This is a genomic window from Nocardia rhizosphaerae, assembly GCF_042650365.1.
In the GTDB taxonomy this organism is placed as follows: domain Bacteria; phylum Actinomycetota; class Actinomycetes; order Mycobacteriales; family Mycobacteriaceae; genus Nocardia; species Nocardia rhizosphaerae.
In genome coordinates, this window is the sequence record NZ_JBHSBA010000005.1 from 194,827 (window position 1) to 213,080 (window position 18,254).

Consider the following 18,254-nt stretch of genomic DNA (forward strand, 5'->3'; position numbering starts at 1 on the left):
TTGATGAATGAGGCTCCGCACTCGGCCGCTGTTCGCCCTCGGAGCCGCGGGCGCGCTGGCCGTCTCGCTCGCCGCGTGTTCGGCGCCGAGCGGCGGATCCGACGACGCGCTCGTCCTCGCCGACGCCTACGAACTGGGCGGATACAACCCGATCGCGGGCTACGGCGCGGCCGGTGAGGCCAAGATCTACGACGGCCTGCTGCGCCTGACCGGCGGCGACGGCATGCCGGGCTTCGCCCCCGCACTGGCAACCGAACTGCCGACACCGAACGCGGACGCCTCGGTGTGGACCGCGCCGCTGCGCTCGGGTGTGCGCTTCAGTGACGGCTCCGACTTCGACGCCGCCGATGTAGTGGCCACCTACCGGGCGATCCTGGATCCGGCGTCGGCCTCGGAGGCACGCTCGTCGTTCTCGATGATCGAGCAGGTGGAGGCCGTCGACCCGGCGACGGTCCGGTTCACCCTGCGCCACCCGTACGCGGCGTTCCCGACCAAGCTGCTCATCGGCATCGTCCCGGCGGAGTCGGTCGCGACGCCGGGCCCGGCCACCGACTCCCCGCTCAACACCGCGCCGATCGGCACCGGGCCCTACCGGCTCGACACGCTCGACCCGACGCGTGCGGTGTTCGTGGCGAACGAGGACTATTGGGGCGGCGCGCCCGCGGTGAAACGGCTGACGCTGCTGTACGTCCCCGACGACAACACCCGCGCTCAGCGCATGGCCGCGGGCGAACTCGACGGCACCACACTGCCACCGCTGCTCGCGGCGACCTTCGCCGATCGGCCCGCGATGTCGGTGCGCGCCAACACCTCCGCCGATTGGCGCGGTGTCTCGATGCCGGCCGCCGACCCGGTGGCGGGTGACCCAGCGGTGCGGCTCGCCCTCAACCACGCGGTCGACCGGCAGGCGATGATCGACAACGTGCTCGGCGGCTACGGCCGTCCCGCCTACACCCCGATTCCCGAGGTGTACGGCGAATCCCACAATCCGGCAGTCACTTTCGCCTTCGACCGGGCCGAGGCCGAGCGGATCCTCGACAGCGCGGGCTGGCGGCTCGGCGCCGACGGCGTCCGCGCGAAAGACGGGGTGCGCGCACGGTTCACGGTGATGTACAACTCCACCGATACCCTGCGACGTGACCTCGCGATGGCCTTCGCCTCCGATGCCAAACGAGTCGGCGTCGAGGTGGACTTGGAGGCGCTGTCCTGGGATCGGATCGAGCCGCGCATCGAGAAGGCGGGCATCCTGCTCGGCGGTGGCAGCGAACCCTACGATCCCGACACCCAGGCCTACCGCACTCTGCACTCCCCCGCCGCCGACCCGGCCGCGAGCAGCCCGTACGACAACGCGAGCAGGCACACCGACGCGGAGATCGACACGCTGCTCGACCAGGCCCGCCGCACGACCGACCCGGCCGCACGGGCGAGCGCCTACCGCGCGGTGCAGGCCGAGTACGCGCAGGACCCGAGCCATGTGTTCCTTGTCCATCTCGATCACACCTACGTGGTGCCCGAATCCGGGTGGTCGATGTCGGGCCCGATCCTCGAACCGCACACCCACGGGGTGACCTGGGGTCCGTGGTGGTCGTTGCAGACCTGGACGCGCCGATGACGCGCAGCCGGTTCCGCGATCGCGGTATCGGCGCGATGGTCGGGCTGCGGCTGGCGACCTTGGTCCCGGTGCTCGTCGTGGTGTCGGCGGCGCTGTTCGCCGCGGCCGCGGTCTCACCGTTCGACCCGCTCGTCGGCTATCTCGGGGCCCGCTACGAGTCCACCAGTGCCGCCGACAGAACCCTGCTCACCGAGCAGCTCGGACTCGACGCGCCCTGGTATCAGCTCTACGGCCGCTGGCTCGCGGCTTTGGGCACCGGCGATCTCGGGATCTCGCGCAGTTTCGCGCAGCCGGTGGGTGAGCTACTCGCCCAGCGTATTCCGTGGACGATGCTGCTGGTGCTCGCCGCCATGGGAGTGGCCGTCACGGTCGCGCTGATCGCCGGGGTGTGGTCCGGGATGCGGCGCGGCGGTGTCGTCGACCGGATCGTGACCGCGAGTTGTGTGGCGATGCAGGGGCTGCCGCCGTTCGTGGTGTCGCTGGCTGCGATCGCGGTCTTCGCGGTCGGGCTCGGCTGGCTGCCACCCGCCGGGTTGACCGACGCGGGCGCCGACGCCGGATTCGGCCAGGTGGCACGGCATCTCGTGCTGCCCGCCGCCGCGCTGGCCGTCTCCCAGGTGCCGTGGCTGTTGCTCGCCGTGCGGGAGTCGGTGTCGGACCGGCGCGGGGAGGATTTCGTCGTCGGCGCGGCCACCCGCGGCATCGACACCGCCACCATCACCCGCAGGCATATCCTGCCGACCTCGCTCGCGCCGTTCGTGACGATCCTCGGCGCGCGGTTGCCCGAGGTCGTCGTCGGCGCGGTGCTGGTGGAGGAGATCTTCTCCTGGCCGGGCGTGGCCGGGGCGTTCGTCCAGTCGGCGAAGGATCTGGACATGCCCTTGCTCGCGGTGCTCACCGTGGGAACCACCTGCGCGGTCATGCTCGGTTCGCTGCTCGCCGATGTGGCCGTCGTCGTGCTCGATCCACGGGTGCGGGCCGATGGCTGAGCGGCGGCTGATCCTCGCGCTGGCGGTGCTGGCCGCGGTCGTGCTCTACGCGATCGGTGTGCCCTGGTACAGCGGTGTCGACGATCGGCTCACCGATTTCGCGACCGCGCGGCAGGCCCCGTCGGGGCAGTGGTGGTTCGGCACCGACTCCGCGGGTCGCTCACTGTTCGTCCGGATCGCGGCGGCGCTGCGCACCTCACTGCTGGTCGCCGCGTGCGCGGCGGCGGTCTCGACGGTGCTCGGTGTGCTGATCGGCGCGCTTTCGGCGCTGGCGGGCGGCTGGGTCGACCGGGCCGTCATGCGGTTCGCCGACACCGCCAACGCGCTACCGCATCTGCTGCTCGGCATCGTGATCGTGGCGCTGTTCCGCGGCAACGCGCTGGCGGTGGTGCTCTCCATCGGGCTCACCCACTGGGTGCAGGTGGCGCGGATCGTGCGTGCGGAGAGCCTGAGTCTGCGCGAACGCGAATACATCTCGGCGGCGGTGCTGGCGGGAGCCAGCCGCGCGCATCTGCTGCTGCGGCACCTACTGCCCGCGGTGGCTCCGCAAGCCCTGATCGCGGTGGTGCTGTTGCTGCCCCACGCCATCTGGCACGAATCCACCCTGTCGTTCCTCGGTTTCGGGCTGCCGCCGCACGAACCGAGCCTGGGCACGCTGCTAGAGGAGGCCCGTTCATCGCTGCTGCTCGGCGGCTGGTGGACCCTGGTCTTCCCCGCCGGGCTCCTGGTACTCACCACGGTGGCGGTCGCCGTCGCCGGATCGTCGCTGCGCACCCTGCTACTACCACCGAAACCGTCGAGGATGCCGCGATGAGTCTGACGATCGAGGGGCTGACCGTGCGCATCCCGGTGCGCGGCGACGCTGTCGTGCACGCGGTGACCGACGTGTCGCTCACCGTGCCCGAGGGCACGGTGAGCGCGCTGGTCGGCGAATCCGGGTGCGGGAAGTCGGTGGTGGCAGGCGCGGTGCTCGGGGTGCTGCCGCCGTCGGCCGTGGTGACCGGTTCGGTGCGCGTCGATGTGGGCGAGCTGGCTTTCGATGTGCTGGACCAGCCACTCGGCTCGGGCCGAATACCCCGACGCCGTGGGACTTTCGGGTGGCGCGGCTGGGTCGGCCGCCGCGACGGGCATGCCGGTCCGCCCACCCGTAACGCGGTCACCGCCGATCCCGGCCACGCGACATCCCCGGCCGCGGCCGCGCACAGCCGCGCACCGCGAACCGACGCGGCCGCCCACCGATTCCGTGGGCGCACAATCGCCCTGATCCCGCAGTCGCCCGGTACACATTTCACCCCTGTCCGCACGATCGGTTCACAGCTGACCGAGACGATCGCGACGCTGGGCACCGACCACACTCCCGCCGACCTGCTTGCGCTGGCCGGACTGCCCGCGTCGGCGCTGGAGCTGTATCCGCACGAGCTGTCCGGCGGGATGGCGCAGCGGGCGGCCGTGGCGGCGGCGCTGGCCGGTGACCCGGCGGTGATCGTCGCCGACGAGCCGACCTCGGGACTCGACCGGGATCGCACCGACCAGATCGGTCTGCTGCTGCGCGCCTGCGCCGATCGCGGCGCGGCCGTCCTGCTCATCACCCACGACCTGGGTCATCTGCTGCGCGCCGGGATCGCCGACACGGTGGCGATCATGTACGCCTCGCGGCTGATGGAGGTCGGCCCGGCCCCGCAGGTGCTCGCCGACCCGTGGCACGACTACACCGGCGATCTGCTCGCCGCCCTGCCCGAACGTGGCCTGCGCCCGCTGCCGCATCCGCCGCTGGCACTGACCGACCTGTCCGACGACTGCCCGTACGCGGGCGGTCCCACCGTGCTGCGCCGCGAGGGCCCGCGCCTGATCCGCCGAGCGAGGTCCTGATCCCATGCTCATCGCCGACGCCGTCACCACCGGGTACCACCCCGACACCCCCGTGCTCCGCGACATCGGCCTGCGGATCGCCCCCGGCGAGATCGTCGGCGTCACCGGCGATTCCGGCTCGGGGAAGACCACGCTGGCCCGCACCCTCGCCGGTCTGCTCACGCCGAGTTCGGGACACGTCACCGTCGACGGCCGGTCACCGCGCGCGGCTCGTGGCGACATCGCCATGGTCTTCCAGAACCCCCGCGCCGCAACCAATCCCCACTTCACCCTCGCCGAGATCATCACCGAACCGGCGAAGATCCGCCGCCTGCCACCCCCCGACCTCGCCGCCCTCACCGCGGCCGTCGGCCTCACCCCCGACCTCCTCGACCGCCGCCCACACGCCCTGAGCGACGGCCAGCTCCAACGCGCCTGCGTAGCCCGCGCCCTCACCCAATCCCCCCGCTACCTCATCCTCGACGAACCCACCGCCATGCTCGACGCCGCCACCACCGCCACCATCACCCACCTCATCACCACCCGCGCCCCCGACACCTTCGGCGTCGTCCTGATCACCCACGACCACGCCTTGCTCGAAGCCACCTGCACCCGCATCGCCACCGTCGCCGAGGGCACTGTGAACACGTGAATCCCGGTATGTGCCGAACGATCAGAGCAGTTTGTGCTTGCGCGCCCACCCGGCGAATTCGGGTCCAGTGCAGGGCAGCCGCATGCCGGAGTCCGCGAGCATCTCGATGAGGGTAGAGACCTCGCCAGTACCCATCTTCCCCAAACGACACGACCTCGCGAGGAGCCAAAGTGTGCCGTGAACCTCGAGACCGTGTTTCCGTGCGACCTTCGTCGCCGCGCCGTCGTCGGTGATCGCGATCGCGCTGTTCAGCTGGGCTGCGGCGAACACGCTCGCCTCACCGATATCACGCGTGCCCGACCCGATGCGACTGGCCCAGCGTTCGAATGTCATCAAAGCTTCGACCGTATCCAGTTGGTCGACTTCCACCCAGTCGGCTTCGAGCGCCGCGGCGATCTCCGGGTGGTGCGCGAGGCCTTCGCGCAATTCCGCTCGCACGAATTCGGTTGTAGTACACGAGCAGTCGACCAGTTGATGACCGAGAACATCCAGTCGGTCGATCCGCGAGAAATGATTCAGGCACATTGCATCGAACACCAACCTCAGCTCGGAAGTCATGGGTCGACGACATCCTCCTCATCGATGACAGCGAGGTCATCAATGGCAAGCTGCCCGTGCAGTAGTTCGATAGCTCGGCGCGCGGTCACTTTCCGCTCCCGCCAAGCAGCGAGCACAGCATCAGCGTAGTCCGGTGGCACACGAACGTTCTCGAGGTCGGGCTGCGGCGCCCATCCGACTGCTTGCATCAACTCGGCGCGAGTGGGTTTCGGTGCACCTCGCCAGCGGCTGAGGTCCCTCTTCTCGATGAGGCCACCGGCCAGCGCTTGTCGCAATGTCAGCGTCCACGACGTGCGGTATCTCGCGGAGCCCGTGACCAGTCCGGCGCGGAGGTCGTTGTCACCGACCACCGTTCGCAGGGCATCTGCGGGCAGCAGGAACTCCGCGGCGAAGGCATCGATGACGGCTTCCCGATCCGACTTGGCGGCAGCAACGCCGCCGCCGAGATCGCTCGAGTACTCGTCACCGAGCACCATATGGCCGAGCTCATGCGCCGCGGTGGCCCGCCGTCGACCGGGGTCTCCTACCCTGCTCACGACCGCTACCGCGACATCGCCGTCGATTACGGAGGCGCCGTCACCCGGCACATCGACGACCAGAACCAGCTGCCCCGCTGCTTGACACGCTGCCATCATCGTGGGAATCGGTTCCGCACCGTATCCCAGACGCTGCCGGACCCATTGCGCAGCCGCCCGCGCGTCTTCGGCAGTACCGACCTGCTCGCCGTACTGCAGACGCTCCGCAATTCGCAGCTCGCCGACATCGCGGACGTCAGCTACATCCCGCAGCCATCCCGCCAGCGTGGCTTCCATCCGATAGGACTCCCGAGCCGCGACGGTGGTTGTGTCCTCGTCCAACGGCGACCGGCGCGAGACAACCGTCGGGCGCGGGTAGAGGAAATGCCCGAGTGGCATGTCGAGGGCCGTGGCCAGCTTGGTCAGCTCGACAGCATTGATCTGCCGGGTTCCCGCTTCGATCTTCGCGATCTTGCTCCGCTCGGACGAAGCTCTGCGGGCCAGCTGTTCTTGGGACAGACCCGCAGCGATGCGGCTCTCACGCACACGGTCGCCGATCTCGACCCAGACACTGTCGTCGGACATAGTGCGATTTTCGCACATTACCGCCTCGATGTCACCCACCCGCGACGACAATGCGATCCCACCGAGCCGTGTCGCTCAGCAGAATACTTCTCACAGCGGCCCTTGGAAGGAGGCAGGACCATGGCCGAATGCACCGATAGCGACTACGAAGCGTTCGCCACCAGCTACGAGTCGTCGCCACCGACGCCGGACGAGATCGCGGGCACGGTTGTTGTCACTCCCGGTCGGCTACGTACTGGCCGGCCGAGCAAGGGAACGAGCGAGTCGGAAAGACACCGGTGACGACCGCGCGACTCCCCAGACACATCCGCGCAGAACTCATGCCTGCGACTCGTGCTCAATCCGTGAGCCGGATGCGGAGTGTTTCGTAGGTGGGGATGAAGACATTGCGGCGGTAGCGGCGCTCGACGATGTCCCAGGGTTTGCCCGCGGCGGTGAGGGAGTGGAGCAGGGCGGTGAGTTCGGAGTGCACGAGCTGGGCGCCGAGGCACAGGTGGCGGCCGCCGCCGAACCACAGCTGGCGGGTTTCGGGGTTGTAGTCGCGGGCGATGTCGAACTCGCCCGCGGCGTTGTTGATGGTCCAGGTGAGGATCTTGACGTGCTCGCCCGCGCGCAGGGCCCGGCCCGCGACGGTGACGTCGGCGGTGACCGAACGACCGACCAGGTAGGCGGGGCTGGTGACGCGCAGGGTCTCGCGGACCGCGTCGGGCAGCCGGTCGGGCGCGGCGAGCAGGGCACGATGCTGGCCGGTGTCGTGCATGATCGCGACCATCCTGGTCATGGCACTGGCCAGGGTGTCGGTGCCTGCCACGGCCATCAGGATCGCCAGCCCGGCCGCGTGCTCCACCGGGAGACCGAGTTCCCGGCAACGGCCCAGTGTGGTGTCGGGATCGGCGCGGGCATAGGCGGTAGGGACATCGACAGCCAGCTGGGTGGCCAGCTCCCGCGCCCGCGTCACCGCGACCGGGTCGAGGGTGGTCGAGGCCATGGTGCCGAAACCCAGGTTGACCAGCTCCTCCACATGGTGGAACAGCCGCAGGAACAGGTCGTCGGTGTCGTCGGTCGCGGCGCCACCGATGGCGGCGGCGATGTCCTCGGGCCGCATCCCGACCAGGTCCGACACGCTGCGGCCGACCAGGATCTGTGCGCGGGTGGCGATGTCGACGGTCTCGCCCCGAGCCAGCCGTTCCTGAAGAACTCGCAAGTCAGGACCGATCACGCGCTCGACGAGCGCGTCGGTGTGCGCGAGGGTGAACAGGTCGCGCACCTTGGTCCGCAATTCGGTGTGCCCCGGCCCTTCGAACAGGTCCTCGACCCACTCCCCGATGACCTGGGCCCACCAGTGCCCGGCCGCGCCCTCGGAGACGATGCTGAAGTGGGTGCTGTCGTTGTAGATCTGGCGCGCGACCAGCGGATCGGCGACGAACCAGCCGAGCGTGGGGATCTTGCGGATCGGCCGGGCGACGCGCCCCAACAGCAGAACTGCGGGCAACCAGGGCTGACCTGCGGCGAGTAGGGTGAGTTCATGGCGTCGGGCAGCGCTCCACACCCCGGCACAATCTAGTCGAGTGTGACCGAATAGTGAAGGTCTGTGACTAGGATCGGCGAGATGCGCTGATGGAGGACTCCGCATCACGCGCGATATCCGGAAGTGAACTGGCACATGGTGAGATCCACAATCGAAGCGGTCGGCGCGTACCTGCCCGCCCGCGAAGTGACCACAGCGGAATTGATGAGCCGGCTGGCCGTCGACGCACCGCTCGACCTGGAGAAAGTGAGCGGGGTGGCGGCACGGCGCGTCCGCGGCGTCGATGCCGATGGCGCCTCGGAGGACTCGTTCAGCATCGCGCTGGCCGCGGCCCGCGGCGCGCTGGCCAATTCCCGCTACACCGCGGCCGAGCTCGATGTGATCATCTCCTGCTCGATCACCCGCACCCGCGGTGACGATTTCTGTTTCGAGCCGTCGTTCGCGCTGATGTTGCGCAACACGCTCGGCGCCACCAGAGCGATCCACTTCGACGTGTCCAACGCGTGCGCGGGGATGCTCACCGGAGTCCTGTTGCTGGACAGGATGATTCGCTCCGGCGCGGTCCGGCGCGGCATGGTGGTCTCCGGTGAGTGCATCACCCCGATCTCCGACACCGCGGTGCGGGAGATATCGCAGCGCTATGATCCGCAGTTCGCCTCGCTCACCGTCGGCGACGCGGGCGCGGCCGTGATTCTCGACGGCACCGACGGGCCAGGACTCGACTACGTGGAGCTCAATACCAGCGCCGCGTTCGCGAAGCTGTGCCTCGGTATGCCGAGCGATCAGAGCCCCGGTGTGGCGCTCTACACCGACAATCGCGCGATGCACAACGAGTCCAGATACCTGCTGTGGACGTCGCGGCAGCGTGAATTCCTCGCCGCCCGCGGCACCGATTTCGCCGCCGAGGGCTACGACTACCTGATCCATCATCAATTCAGCGGTCCCGCGGTGGAACTGATCGACAAGATCGCCGAACGCGAGTTCGATTCGGCGATGCCACCGCGACTCGCCGTACTGGACAGATATGGCAATACGGCGTCGACCTCGCATTTCGTGGTGCTGCACGACGCGCTGCGGCGGGGCCGGATCGCACCGGGGTCGAAGGTGCTGCTCGTGCCTGCCGCCTCCGGGGTGGTAGCCGGATTCCTCTCGGTGACAATCGGCGATCTGCGGGTATAGGACAGTATGGGAATCATCATTTCTGCGGCCGCGACACAGACCGGCGGGGTCAGCTCGGTGAGCCAGGCCGCCGCGGCGGCGCTGGCCGCGCTCAGCGACGCCGGTTGCGCGCCGGAACGAGTCGACGCGCTCATCAACGTCGGTGTGTATCGCGACGCCAACCTGGTCGAACCTGCCGTGGCGGCACTCATCCAGCAGGCCGCCGGGATCGGCCTGGAGTACCGGCCCGGCGATGTGCCGTGTCTGTCGTTCGACCTGATGAACGGCGCGTGCGGGCTGGTGAACGCGGTGGGAGTCGCCTCCTCGCTGCTGGCCGACCTGCCCGCCGGGAATGTGGTCGTGGTCTCCGGTGACGCGCATCCGTCCGGCCGGGCCGACGCCGAGTTCGCCTTCGAACCCGTCGGTGCGGCGCTGGTGCTGGAGAACCGTGCCGCCGCAGCCGGTTTCGGCGGTGTGCATGTCAGCGCCGGTGACACGCCGCCCGATCCGCAGGGCTATGTGACACTGTCGGCGATGGGCGCCACCGGGCGCTCGGCGCTCACCATCGAGCTCGACACCAGGACGAGCGAACTCGTCGAGCACGCGGCCGCCGCGGCGCGCGAGGCACTGGCTGCCGACGGACTAGACGTCGAGCAGGTGGTGCTGGTGTGCGGCAAGCCGACGCCGGAGTTCGCCGAGCTGCTGGCCGCCGAACTCGGCGTCGGCACCGTGGTCACCGACGACTTCGCCGGTGACGCGCACACCTCCGCCCTGACCGCCGCCTACGTGGCCGCGCGCGCGGCCGGGTTGATCGACCGCCCGTTGCTGTTCGTCGCCGCCGACGGCGGGCCGACCGCCGCGGCGGTCACCTATCGCGGACCGGAGGTGCGGTGATGGCCATGCACGCGATCCCAGGCGCGGACGACGACGGACGGGTCTGGACCCTGGATCCCCCGCGGCACGGGCAGGCGCGCCATCGCGCCGAACCGCAGGGCGCGCCGAGCCGGACCACGGTCCTCGCGCTTCGGTCGATCCCCGTATTCGGCTGGGCGTTTCTGCTGCTCGGCGTGTTGCGCCCGTTCCGGTCGCGGCTGCTGAAGGTGGCGTTCTGGATCGATGTGGTGCTCAGTGTCGGGGTGCACGCGGCCCAGATCCCGGCCGCACGGCGGGTGGCCGCCGAACGTGGCATCGCGCCCGGCCGGGCCGCCGTGATGACCATGCTGTTCGGCGCCACCTGGTGGAAGACCCTCGGCGATCATGACGGTTCCGCGTCACCACGCTCGTAGGCTGACACCCATGACGGTGCTGGTGACAGGCGCGAGCGGGTTCGTCGGCGGAGCTGTCGTCCGCGGCCTGCGCGCTCGTGGCGTGCCGGTCAGGGCGATGGTCCGCGACGCGGCCACCGCGCCGGCGGATGCCGAGATCGCGGTGGCCGATCTCGCCGACGCAGGGGCGCTGGCCGCCGCGGTGGCCGGGACGTCGGCCGTGGTGCACGCGGCGGCGCGGCTCGGCGAGTTCGGGCGGCCGGCGGAGTTCTTCGCGACGAATGTCGCCGGAACCGACCGGCTGATGCAGGAGGCCGCGGCGGCCGGGGTGAAGCGGTTCGTGTTCGTCGGCAGCCCGAGTGCCCTGACGGCGCCCGACGGCAGCGATCAGCTCGGGATCGACGAGTCGCAGCCGTACCCGTCGCGGTTCCTCAACAGCTATTGCGAGACCAAGGCGGTGGCCGAGCAACTGGTGCTCGCCGCCGATTCCCCGGAGTTCACCACCTGCTCGCTGCGGCCACGCGCGGTGTGGGGCCCCGGCGACCGGAGCGGACCCGTGGTGCAGCTGCTGGCCAAGTTGCGGGCAGGTCGGCTGCCGGATCTGTCCGGCGGCAAGGACGTACGGGCCTCACTGTGCTACATCGACCACCTCGTTCAGTCGGTGGCGCTGGCGCTCGACGCCGAGACCATCGGTGGCCGTGCGTATTTCGTCGCCGACGCCGAGCCGATCGCGGTGTGGCCGACCCTGACCGCGGTCGCGCGGCGGTTCGAGCTGCCCCCGCCGAGTGTCACCGTGCCCGCCCCGATACTCGGTGGCGCGCTGGCGGCGATCGAGACCGTGTGGCGCATCCCCGCGGTCGCGCAGCGGTGGACGCCGCCGCTGTCGCGGTACGCGGTCGCGCTGGTCACCCGGTCGGCGACCTACGACATCTCCCGCGCCGAACGCGAACTCGGCTACCGGCCGACGGTGTCGTTCGACGACGGCCTCGACCGCTTCTACACCTGGGTCACCGAAACCGGTGGTCTCGACCGGCTGCTGGCGGGCCGATGAGCACGTTGTGGGTCGTGATCCCCGCGTTCGACGAGGAACGCGGTATCGAGGCGACCTTGGCCGCCGTCTGCGCGCAGCGCGATACCGACTTTCGCGTGGTCGTGGTGGACAACAACTCCACCGACGGCACCGCGGCGGTGGTCGCGGCCTACGCGGCCGCGCACCCGGTCCCGCCGATCGAGGTGATCACCGAGCAACAGAAGGGCACCGGTGCCGCCGCCGATACCGGAATGCGGTACGCGATCGCCAACGGCGCGACACTGCTGGCCCGCACCGACGCCGACTGCCTGCCCGCGCCCGACTGGACCGAGCGGATCAAGGTCGCCTTCGGTTCGGGATTGCGGCTGGTGAGCGGCCAGCTCATTCCCCGCACCGACGAGGACGTTTCCTGGCGGGACCGCACGATCATCCGGGTGGCGCTGGAACTCGCGTCGACCTTCGGGAAGGTGCGTCCGGGCAATCGCGATCCGAAGTATCTGGGCCCCTATGTGATGACACCGGGGTGCAATATGGCGATCACCGCCGAGCTGTACCTGGCCGCAGGCGGCTTCCCCCGCACCGCGATCGAGGACCTGCACGAGGACCGGGCACTGGTGAACGAGGTGCGCACCATCACCACCGACTACGGATTACGCAGGGATGTCCGGGTTTTCGGGTCGAATCGGCGAGTGCGAGCCTGGGGTATCCGCAAGACACTGGCCTGGTACGCCGATCACCGGTACCGGCCCGAGGTCGTCGACATCCGATGAGCATCGACTTCATCGAGCACCTGGCCGTTCAGGCCGACCGTATCCCGGACGCCTCGGCACTCGGCACGGTCGGCCACCGCGCACTCACCTATCGGGAACTGTCGGACACGGTCGATCGGGTGGCCGCCGGTCTCGATGCGGCCGGGTTCCGGCCCGGCGACCGGATGCTGTTCTCGATCCGGCCGAGTGTGGCGTCGGTGAGCCTGATCTTCGGCGTGCTCGCGGCGGGTGGGGCCATCGTGTTCGTCGACCCGGGGATCGGGCCCGAACTGTTCGCCCGCCGGGTCGAGCTGGTCGAACCGAGATGGGCTGCGACGGAATCGCTGCTGTACGCGGTGAGTGGACCGCTGGCCGCGTTCGGGCGGCGGCGTGGCTTGAGCCTGCCGCGATTCGGGTCGCTCGCGGTGCGGCACATCCACAGCGGGCCGTGGTTGCCCGGCACCCCCCTCCACTCGATTCCGCTGCGCCGCTTCACCGATGGCACGGCGAGCAGAACCGGTCAGGGGTACAGCCGTCCCGCGGCCGACCCCGACGCACCCGCGCTCATCGTCTTCACCTCCGGCACCACCGCGGAGCCGAAAGCCGTTGTGCACAGCCGCGCGTCACTCGGCGCCGGCCTGAGCGCGATGGCCGGACGCACCACCCTCGCCCCCGGCGCGTTCCTGCACACCGAACAGCTGATGATGGGTCTACCCGCGCTGATGGCGGGAGCTCGCTGGGCCATGCCGCGATATCCACGTTTCGGCACCCATATCGACCCGGTCGGGTTCACCGCGGGGATGCGCACCGCGACGCACGCGTTCTACACCCCCGCCGACCTCGCCGTCGCCCTCGACGCGCTCGAGTCGGGACGGGTCGGTATGCCACCCTACCTGCGGCAGGTCGCGCTCGGCGGCGCACCCGTCACCACGGCATTGCTGCGGCGCGCCCGGAAGTCCTTGCCGTACACCGAATTCCTCGCCATCTACGGAATGACCGAGATTCTGCCCGTCGCGGTCACCAACGACACGGCCAAGCTCGCGCATTCCGGCGATCTGCTCGGCGCACCGGTGCCAGGGGTGCTGGCGCGCATCGCCGACGACGGTGAGCTGATGCTGTCCGGCCCGAACCTGTGCCGCGGCTATCTGGGCGCCGAACCGCTGGCCGAGGTCGACACCGGCGACCTCGCGCGCTGGGACGACGGCCGGCTCGTGCTGACCGGCCGCAAGAAGGACATGATGATCCGCGGCAAGACCAACATCTATCCCGGACTCTACGAACCGGCGATCAACGCCGAGGACGGGGTACGCGAGGCGGTCATGGTCGGCTTGCCCGACGAGATCGGCGACGAGCGGATCGTCCTCGCGGTTGTCCCCGAACCCGGCGACAACGGAGTCGTCGACCGCCTGCGCACTCGATTGCCACAGCTCATCGACACGACGGCCGTGCCGGACGACATCGTGCTCATCGACCGCATCCCGGTCAGCGGTCGCACCAGCAAGCCCGACCGCACCGCCCTGCGCGCCCTGCTGCGCGAACGACTCGGCCGGTAGGCACAGCGCATCCCCGAGGCGTTCCGTAACAATCAGTACACCCCCTAGCATCTTTATAGAATTGTTGCATGAAGCGGATCCAGCAACGCGATCTTCGTAACGACAGCGGCAAGGTACTCGCCGCTGTCGAGGCGGGCGAGAGCTTCATCATCACCCGCAACGGCAACCCGGTCGCAAAGCTCGAGCCACTCGTGCGACGGACCTTCGTCCCGGTCAGCGAGCTGGCTCGAACCAGCGCCGCCCTCCCGCACGTCGACTACGCGCAGTGGCGCGCCGATCTCGATGCTTTGATGGATCCGGAGATCCCCGGCCGTGAATGAGCGCGCGGAGCCGCTCCACATCCTGCTCGACACATCGGTCCTGATCGACTACGCCGAAATCCACACCGAGTTGCCCAGCGATGCCGATGCCGCGATCAGCGCCGTCAGCCTGGCGGAACTCGCCGCCGAGATCCACGCGACCAGGGACCCGGTGCGCCAGTCCAACGGCAGCTCCCATTCCAATGGGTCACGAGATCATTCGATCCACTGGCATTCGACGCCGAGAGCGCTCTGGTTTACGGATCGCTGACGTTGCTCGTCGAGCGCATCGGACGCAAGCCTCATGAACGAGTGGCGGATCTCCAGATCGCGGCCACCGCGATACAACACGCGCTTCCGCTGTATACCCGCGATCCCGATGACTTCAAAGGGACTCTGAGCGCTGCTCAACGTTGTCTCGGTATGAACCCGCGCCGGTCACCAGCGCAGGACCGATGCCACGGTGCGGTCGGCGAGTAGTTCGATGGCGGAGTGGGGCACCAGGGTGTCGACGTAGCAGAAGGTGATCGACAGGGTATCGCCATGGGTGGCGACCGCGACAGTCATGGCACTGGCGCAGGAGTTGGTGCCCGCGACGGTGAGTGCGGTGATCCGCAGGGGCTCGGGGGTTTCCGGGGTGGCGAGCCGACCGAGGTTGCTGAGCGTGATGTTCCATGGCGCGCGGCGGTCGACGAGTTCGATGGCGCGCTTGCCGGATTCGAGCGTTCGTGGGCATCCGTAGCGGATGGCGGCGAGCGCGGAGAGGTCGGTTCCACGGTGAATATGCCGGGACAGTTGGCTTTTCACCGCCCACGCCGCGTCGTGGACTGACCGTCGTCGACCGAAGGGGACGAAAGTCGGTACGACGGCGGTGAACATGCCCGGCTCGTCGGCGGCGGGGGCGGGGCGCAGCCTGGACCGGACGTCCACCGGGATGCCGATCCCCGCGAAGCCGGTGCCGCCGGGACGGAACAGCTCACCCATCGCGGTGGCGAGCGCGGCGACCAGGGCCGAATTGACGGTGACGTCCTCGGTTCGGCATCGGTCCCGCAGTGCCACGAGCTCGGCGCCGTCGATCGTGCGGTGCACGGTGCGGGTGCGGCGCACCGGAAGCGGCGGCGGCTCCCCCGGAATGCCGAGCGCGCGCCGTCCGAGTGCGCCGAGCTGACCGGCGAGATTGGCTCGCAGACAGGGCACGACGCCGGTGTAGCGGGGCGGGATCATGGCATCGGCGGGCAGGATCGGCGGGCGCGCACCCGCGCCTGGGGCAGCGCCGACGGCGTTGGCCAGCAGCCGCGATGCCAGCGATGCCAGCGAACGGCCGTCGATCAGCACGTGGGAGAAGACCACGATGACATCGTGGAATTCCGCGGAGGTGGCCGGGCGCCAGGCGAGATCGATGATCCGGCCTGGCGCGGTCGCCAGGTCGACCGGTTCGTTGAGCTGCTCGTCGAAGACCTCACGCCACTCCTGCGTCCCGTCCACCACGCGATGCACCACCGGCAGATGCGGATCGGCAGACGGCTCGAATCGCGGTCCCTCCCGCACCACCGCGCGCAACAGCGGAAACTCGGCGACCAATGCCGCGGCGGCCTCCTCGAGCCGGTACGCCCCGATCGCACCACGCACCCGGATCCGCACCACGCAGTTCGCCGGCGACAACTGATCGATCAGCCAGAACCAGCGCTCCCCCGCCGACAGTTCCCTGCGCACCTCGCCGCGCATGCGGACTGTCACCAGATATCGGTCCGTACCGGAAGTTTCACGACTTCCACCATGGCACTGTTCTCGCCGACCGCGACGCGAATCGGCGATCCGATCGCGTGGTATCGAGGGCCCGGGTTGCGGTTCCGGGTGCGACCCGCTACATTTACATGCATGCACATGAAACCAACTCCAGGGGGTGCCCAGCCCGCGGACGTCACCGCCGAAACCTGGTTTCGGGCCACCACCGCGGTGACGTCGGTCAATGCGCAACTCGGCGCCTGGCTGACCGAGCGACATCGCGTCTCGCTCAGCGAATACCGCGCCCTGCGCTACCTCAGCACGATGCCGGACCTGGAGGCCAGGGTCAGCGAACTGGCCCACCGGATCGACCTGAACCAGAGCTCGGTGACCCGCCTGCTCGGCCGCCTCGAGGCGCGCGGACTCACCCGTCGCGACCTGTGCTCCGAAGACGGCCGCGGAGTGTACGCGGTGCTCACCGATGCGGGACAAGCGCTGGTTCGCGATGCTCGTGAACCGTTTCTCGCCCAGCTCGAGCGCGCACTCCAGGACGCAGGCGACCTCCGGCACGAACTCGACACGCTGCTGCCCGCCGCCGACTGACCAGGCGGGCCGCCGGCACGGCCGAGCCCTCCGCTCCGCCGAACTCTTCTCAACTATCTGCATGTACATTCATCTTCTAGGAAAGGCACTCTCATGCACTGGGTCCACCTCGCCATCGCGGTCGTCTTCGAGATCGCCGTCGCCATCTCCGCGGGCAAGGCCGCCGGCTTCACCAACCTGCCGTGGACGGCAGCCACTCTCATCAGCGGCGGCATCGCCACCTACTTCCTGAGCTTGGCTCTGCTCACCTTCGACGTCGGCGTCGGATACGCGATCTGGACCTCGGTGGCCGGGGTGGGGATCGTCCTGCTCGGCACACTCCTGTTCGGCCAGCGTCTCGACTGGCGCAAGGCCGCGGGGATCGCCGTCGTCATCGTCGGCGTGGCGGGCCTCCAGCTCAGCGGCGCCGCCTGAGCACCACCGACAACACCGAAACGAAGGATTCCGTCATGAGCACCGCAACCATCGAAACCACCCGGCGCAACACGACCACCGCCTGGATCACCCTCGGGCTGGCAGGCGCGTTCGAAATCGGCTACGCCCTCGCCGTCGGCGGCAGCCAGGGCTTCACCGTCGCGACCTGGTCGCTGGTGGCCGTCGTCTTCTTCCTGCTCACCCTGTTCGCCCTCAGCGTCGCGCTGCGCACCATCGAAGTCGGGATCGGCTACGCGGTCTGGGCAGGCATCGGCGCGGTGGGTGCCGCGCTGCTCGGCCCAGTCTTCTTCGACGAAACACTCACCCCGCTCAAAGGATTCTGGCTCGCGGTGGTGATCGCCGGCGTCGTCTGGCTCAAACTCGCCGACCGTGCCGCCGACGCCTGATCCGTCGCGCCAAGACCGGCTACCGCCCCGGTAGCCGGTCTTTCGCGGACCCAGGCTCAGCGACTTCCCAGGAAATTACTACGTGCGTATTATGAACTTATGGGTTTCGAGTGGCCTGATTGGGCGATCGCTCACCTGATCGGTATCGAACCCAGCGAGGTTCGGCAGGTCCTCGCAGCGTCTCGACGCTGGCCGCGACCGGCACACGCCGGTGACGTCGCCGTCCTGACGATGTGGGGGCGCACCACGGCCGGACGCCCGCTGATCGTGGTGACACGGCGGCGCGACGACTGGACGTGGGTGATCATCGGCGCACGTGCGATGCGCGCCGAGGAGCTGGCGCAATTCGAGCAGTGGGAAAGTGGGAATCAAGCATGAGCGATCAGGACTTTCCGTCCAGCAGCGAAGAACTCGCCGACTTCATGGACCGGCTGAGTTTCTCCGACGAGCCCGCCGATGCCCCGCCCCGCCTGCCCGCCAACGAGGACATCATGGTGACCACCTCCATCCGGTTGCCCCTCGGCTTGCATTCCCGGCTCAAAGACCTGGCCGACGAACGCCGCGTAGGAGTGTCGACACTGCTGCGCGAATGGGCCGAAGCCGCCGTCGCCGACCTCGACGACGAAGACCAGTTGATCTCGTTGGCCGAAGCCAAACGCGCCCTCTCCCGCGTCCACCCGATTCATCGCGCGAGCTGAGGATCTTTCCGCCGCGATCGGCTCGGCAGATAGCAGTTTGCGACCCCGGCAGATTGCAGACGATCG

22 protein-coding genes are annotated in these 18,254 nt (G+C 69.1%); 18 read left to right on the forward strand and 4 right to left on the reverse strand.

Annotated elements, in window-relative coordinates; all coding sequences use genetic code 11:
* Positions 1-7: 7 nt before the first annotated feature.
* The 5 genes from ACFOW8_RS10570 to ACFOW8_RS10590 are packed head-to-tail and all read left to right on the forward strand — an operon-like array spanning position 8 to position 5,101.
* Entirely contained in the window at positions 8-1,612 is a 1,605-nt protein-coding gene (locus ACFOW8_RS10570) for an ABC transporter substrate-binding protein (protein ID WP_378549293.1), read from the forward strand.
* Entirely contained in the window at positions 1,609-2,601 is a 993-nt protein-coding gene (locus ACFOW8_RS10575; RefSeq protein ID WP_378549297.1) for an ABC transporter permease, read from the forward strand. The genes ACFOW8_RS10570 and ACFOW8_RS10575 overlap by 4 nt, the downstream gene beginning before the upstream one ends.
* Positions 2,594-3,415: an ABC transporter permease gene (locus tag ACFOW8_RS10580; protein ID WP_378549300.1), complete on the forward strand. Its 822-nt coding sequence runs from the start codon at positions 2,594-2,596 to the stop codon at positions 3,413-3,415. Before ACFOW8_RS10575 ends, ACFOW8_RS10580 begins: the two co-directional genes overlap by 8 nt.
* On the forward strand, positions 3,412-4,470 hold the full coding sequence (locus ACFOW8_RS10585) for an ATP-binding cassette domain-containing protein (protein WP_378549303.1): 1,059 nt from the start codon (positions 3,412-3,414) through the stop codon (positions 4,468-4,470). The genes ACFOW8_RS10580 and ACFOW8_RS10585 overlap by 4 nt, the downstream gene beginning before the upstream one ends.
* A gap of 4 nt (positions 4,471-4,474) precedes the next feature.
* Positions 4,475-5,101 (forward strand): ABC transporter ATP-binding protein, encoded by a 627-nt coding sequence (locus ACFOW8_RS10590; RefSeq protein WP_378549306.1) that lies wholly within the window; start codon positions 4,475-4,477, stop codon positions 5,099-5,101.
* Positions 5,102-5,122: 21 nt separating this feature from the next.
* On the opposite strand, the gene ACFOW8_RS10595 is transcribed toward ACFOW8_RS10590, so the two are convergent.
* From ACFOW8_RS10595 to ACFOW8_RS10605, 3 genes are all read right to left on the reverse strand, one after another.
* Entirely contained in the window at positions 5,123-5,659 is a 537-nt protein-coding gene (locus tag ACFOW8_RS10595) for a hypothetical protein (RefSeq protein WP_378549309.1), read from the reverse strand.
* Complete coding sequence (locus ACFOW8_RS10600) at positions 5,656-6,759, reverse strand: helix-turn-helix domain-containing protein (RefSeq protein WP_378549312.1); 1,104 nt, start codon at positions 6,757-6,759, stop codon at positions 5,656-5,658. Before ACFOW8_RS10600 ends, ACFOW8_RS10595 begins: the two co-directional genes overlap by 4 nt.
* 337 nt (positions 6,760-7,096) lie before the next feature.
* A complete protein-coding gene (locus ACFOW8_RS10605) occupies positions 7,097-8,251 on the reverse strand; it encodes a cytochrome P450 (RefSeq protein WP_378549315.1) in 1,155 nt (384 codons plus the stop codon).
* A gap of 171 nt (positions 8,252-8,422) precedes the next feature.
* Between ACFOW8_RS10605 and ACFOW8_RS10610 the strand changes: the two genes are divergently transcribed.
* The 8 genes from ACFOW8_RS10610 (at position 8,423) to ACFOW8_RS10645 (ending at position 14,612) form a co-directional block, all read left to right on the forward strand.
* Entirely contained in the window at positions 8,423-9,466 is a 1,044-nt protein-coding gene (locus ACFOW8_RS10610) for a 3-oxoacyl-ACP synthase III family protein (RefSeq protein WP_378549318.1), read from the forward strand.
* 6 nt (positions 9,467-9,472) lie between these two features.
* Complete coding sequence (locus ACFOW8_RS10615; RefSeq protein WP_378549321.1) at positions 9,473-10,339, forward strand: hypothetical protein; 867 nt, start codon at positions 9,473-9,475, stop codon at positions 10,337-10,339.
* On the forward strand, positions 10,339-10,731 hold the full coding sequence (locus tag ACFOW8_RS10620; protein WP_378549324.1) for a hypothetical protein: 393 nt from the start codon (positions 10,339-10,341) through the stop codon (positions 10,729-10,731). The genes ACFOW8_RS10615 and ACFOW8_RS10620 overlap by 1 nt, the downstream gene beginning before the upstream one ends.
* A gap of 10 nt (positions 10,732-10,741) precedes the next feature.
* Positions 10,742-11,761, forward strand: coding sequence for an NAD-dependent epimerase/dehydratase family protein (locus ACFOW8_RS10625; RefSeq protein ID WP_378549327.1), 1,020 nt, complete (start codon positions 10,742-10,744; stop codon positions 11,759-11,761).
* A complete protein-coding gene (locus ACFOW8_RS10630; protein WP_378549330.1) occupies positions 11,758-12,510 on the forward strand; it encodes a glycosyltransferase in 753 nt (250 codons plus the stop codon). The genes ACFOW8_RS10625 and ACFOW8_RS10630 overlap by 4 nt, the downstream gene beginning before the upstream one ends.
* Entirely contained in the window at positions 12,507-14,042 is a 1,536-nt protein-coding gene (locus ACFOW8_RS10635) for a class I adenylate-forming enzyme family protein (protein WP_378549333.1), read from the forward strand. Before ACFOW8_RS10630 ends, ACFOW8_RS10635 begins: the two co-directional genes overlap by 4 nt.
* Positions 14,043-14,110: 68 nt before the next feature.
* Positions 14,111-14,362, forward strand: a complete 252-nt coding sequence (locus ACFOW8_RS10640) for a type II toxin-antitoxin system Phd/YefM family antitoxin (RefSeq protein WP_378549336.1) — start codon at positions 14,111-14,113, stop codon at positions 14,360-14,362.
* Positions 14,355-14,612, forward strand: a complete 258-nt coding sequence (locus ACFOW8_RS10645; RefSeq protein WP_378549339.1) for a hypothetical protein — start codon at positions 14,355-14,357, stop codon at positions 14,610-14,612. The genes ACFOW8_RS10640 and ACFOW8_RS10645 overlap by 8 nt, the downstream gene beginning before the upstream one ends.
* A gap of 167 nt (positions 14,613-14,779) precedes the next feature.
* Here ACFOW8_RS10645 and ACFOW8_RS10650 read toward each other — a convergent pair whose 3' ends face one another.
* A complete protein-coding gene (locus ACFOW8_RS10650) occupies positions 14,780-16,078 on the reverse strand; it encodes a phthiocerol/phthiodiolone dimycocerosyl transferase family protein (protein ID WP_378549342.1) in 1,299 nt (432 codons plus the stop codon).
* A 141-nt stretch (positions 16,079-16,219) separates the two neighbouring features.
* Between ACFOW8_RS10650 and ACFOW8_RS10655 the strand changes: the two genes are divergently transcribed.
* The 5 genes from ACFOW8_RS10655 to ACFOW8_RS10675 all read left to right on the forward strand — a co-directional run bounded on the left by ACFOW8_RS10655 (position 16,220) and on the right by ACFOW8_RS10675 (position 18,188).
* Positions 16,220-16,669, forward strand: a complete 450-nt coding sequence (locus tag ACFOW8_RS10655; RefSeq protein WP_378549346.1) for a MarR family winged helix-turn-helix transcriptional regulator — start codon at positions 16,220-16,222, stop codon at positions 16,667-16,669.
* 93 nt (positions 16,670-16,762) lie between these two features.
* Positions 16,763-17,083, forward strand: coding sequence for a DMT family transporter (locus ACFOW8_RS10660; RefSeq protein ID WP_378549349.1), 321 nt, complete (start codon positions 16,763-16,765; stop codon positions 17,081-17,083).
* Positions 17,084-17,118: 35 nt separating this feature from the next.
* Positions 17,119-17,490, forward strand: a complete 372-nt coding sequence (locus tag ACFOW8_RS10665) for a DMT family transporter (protein ID WP_378549352.1) — start codon at positions 17,119-17,121, stop codon at positions 17,488-17,490.
* A 99-nt stretch (positions 17,491-17,589) separates the two neighbouring features.
* Complete coding sequence (locus ACFOW8_RS10670) at positions 17,590-17,868, forward strand: hypothetical protein (RefSeq protein ID WP_378549355.1); 279 nt, start codon at positions 17,590-17,592, stop codon at positions 17,866-17,868.
* On the forward strand, positions 17,865-18,188 hold the full coding sequence (locus tag ACFOW8_RS10675; RefSeq protein ID WP_378549357.1) for a hypothetical protein: 324 nt from the start codon (positions 17,865-17,867) through the stop codon (positions 18,186-18,188). Before ACFOW8_RS10670 ends, ACFOW8_RS10675 begins: the two co-directional genes overlap by 4 nt.
* Positions 18,189-18,254 lie beyond the last annotated feature (66 nt).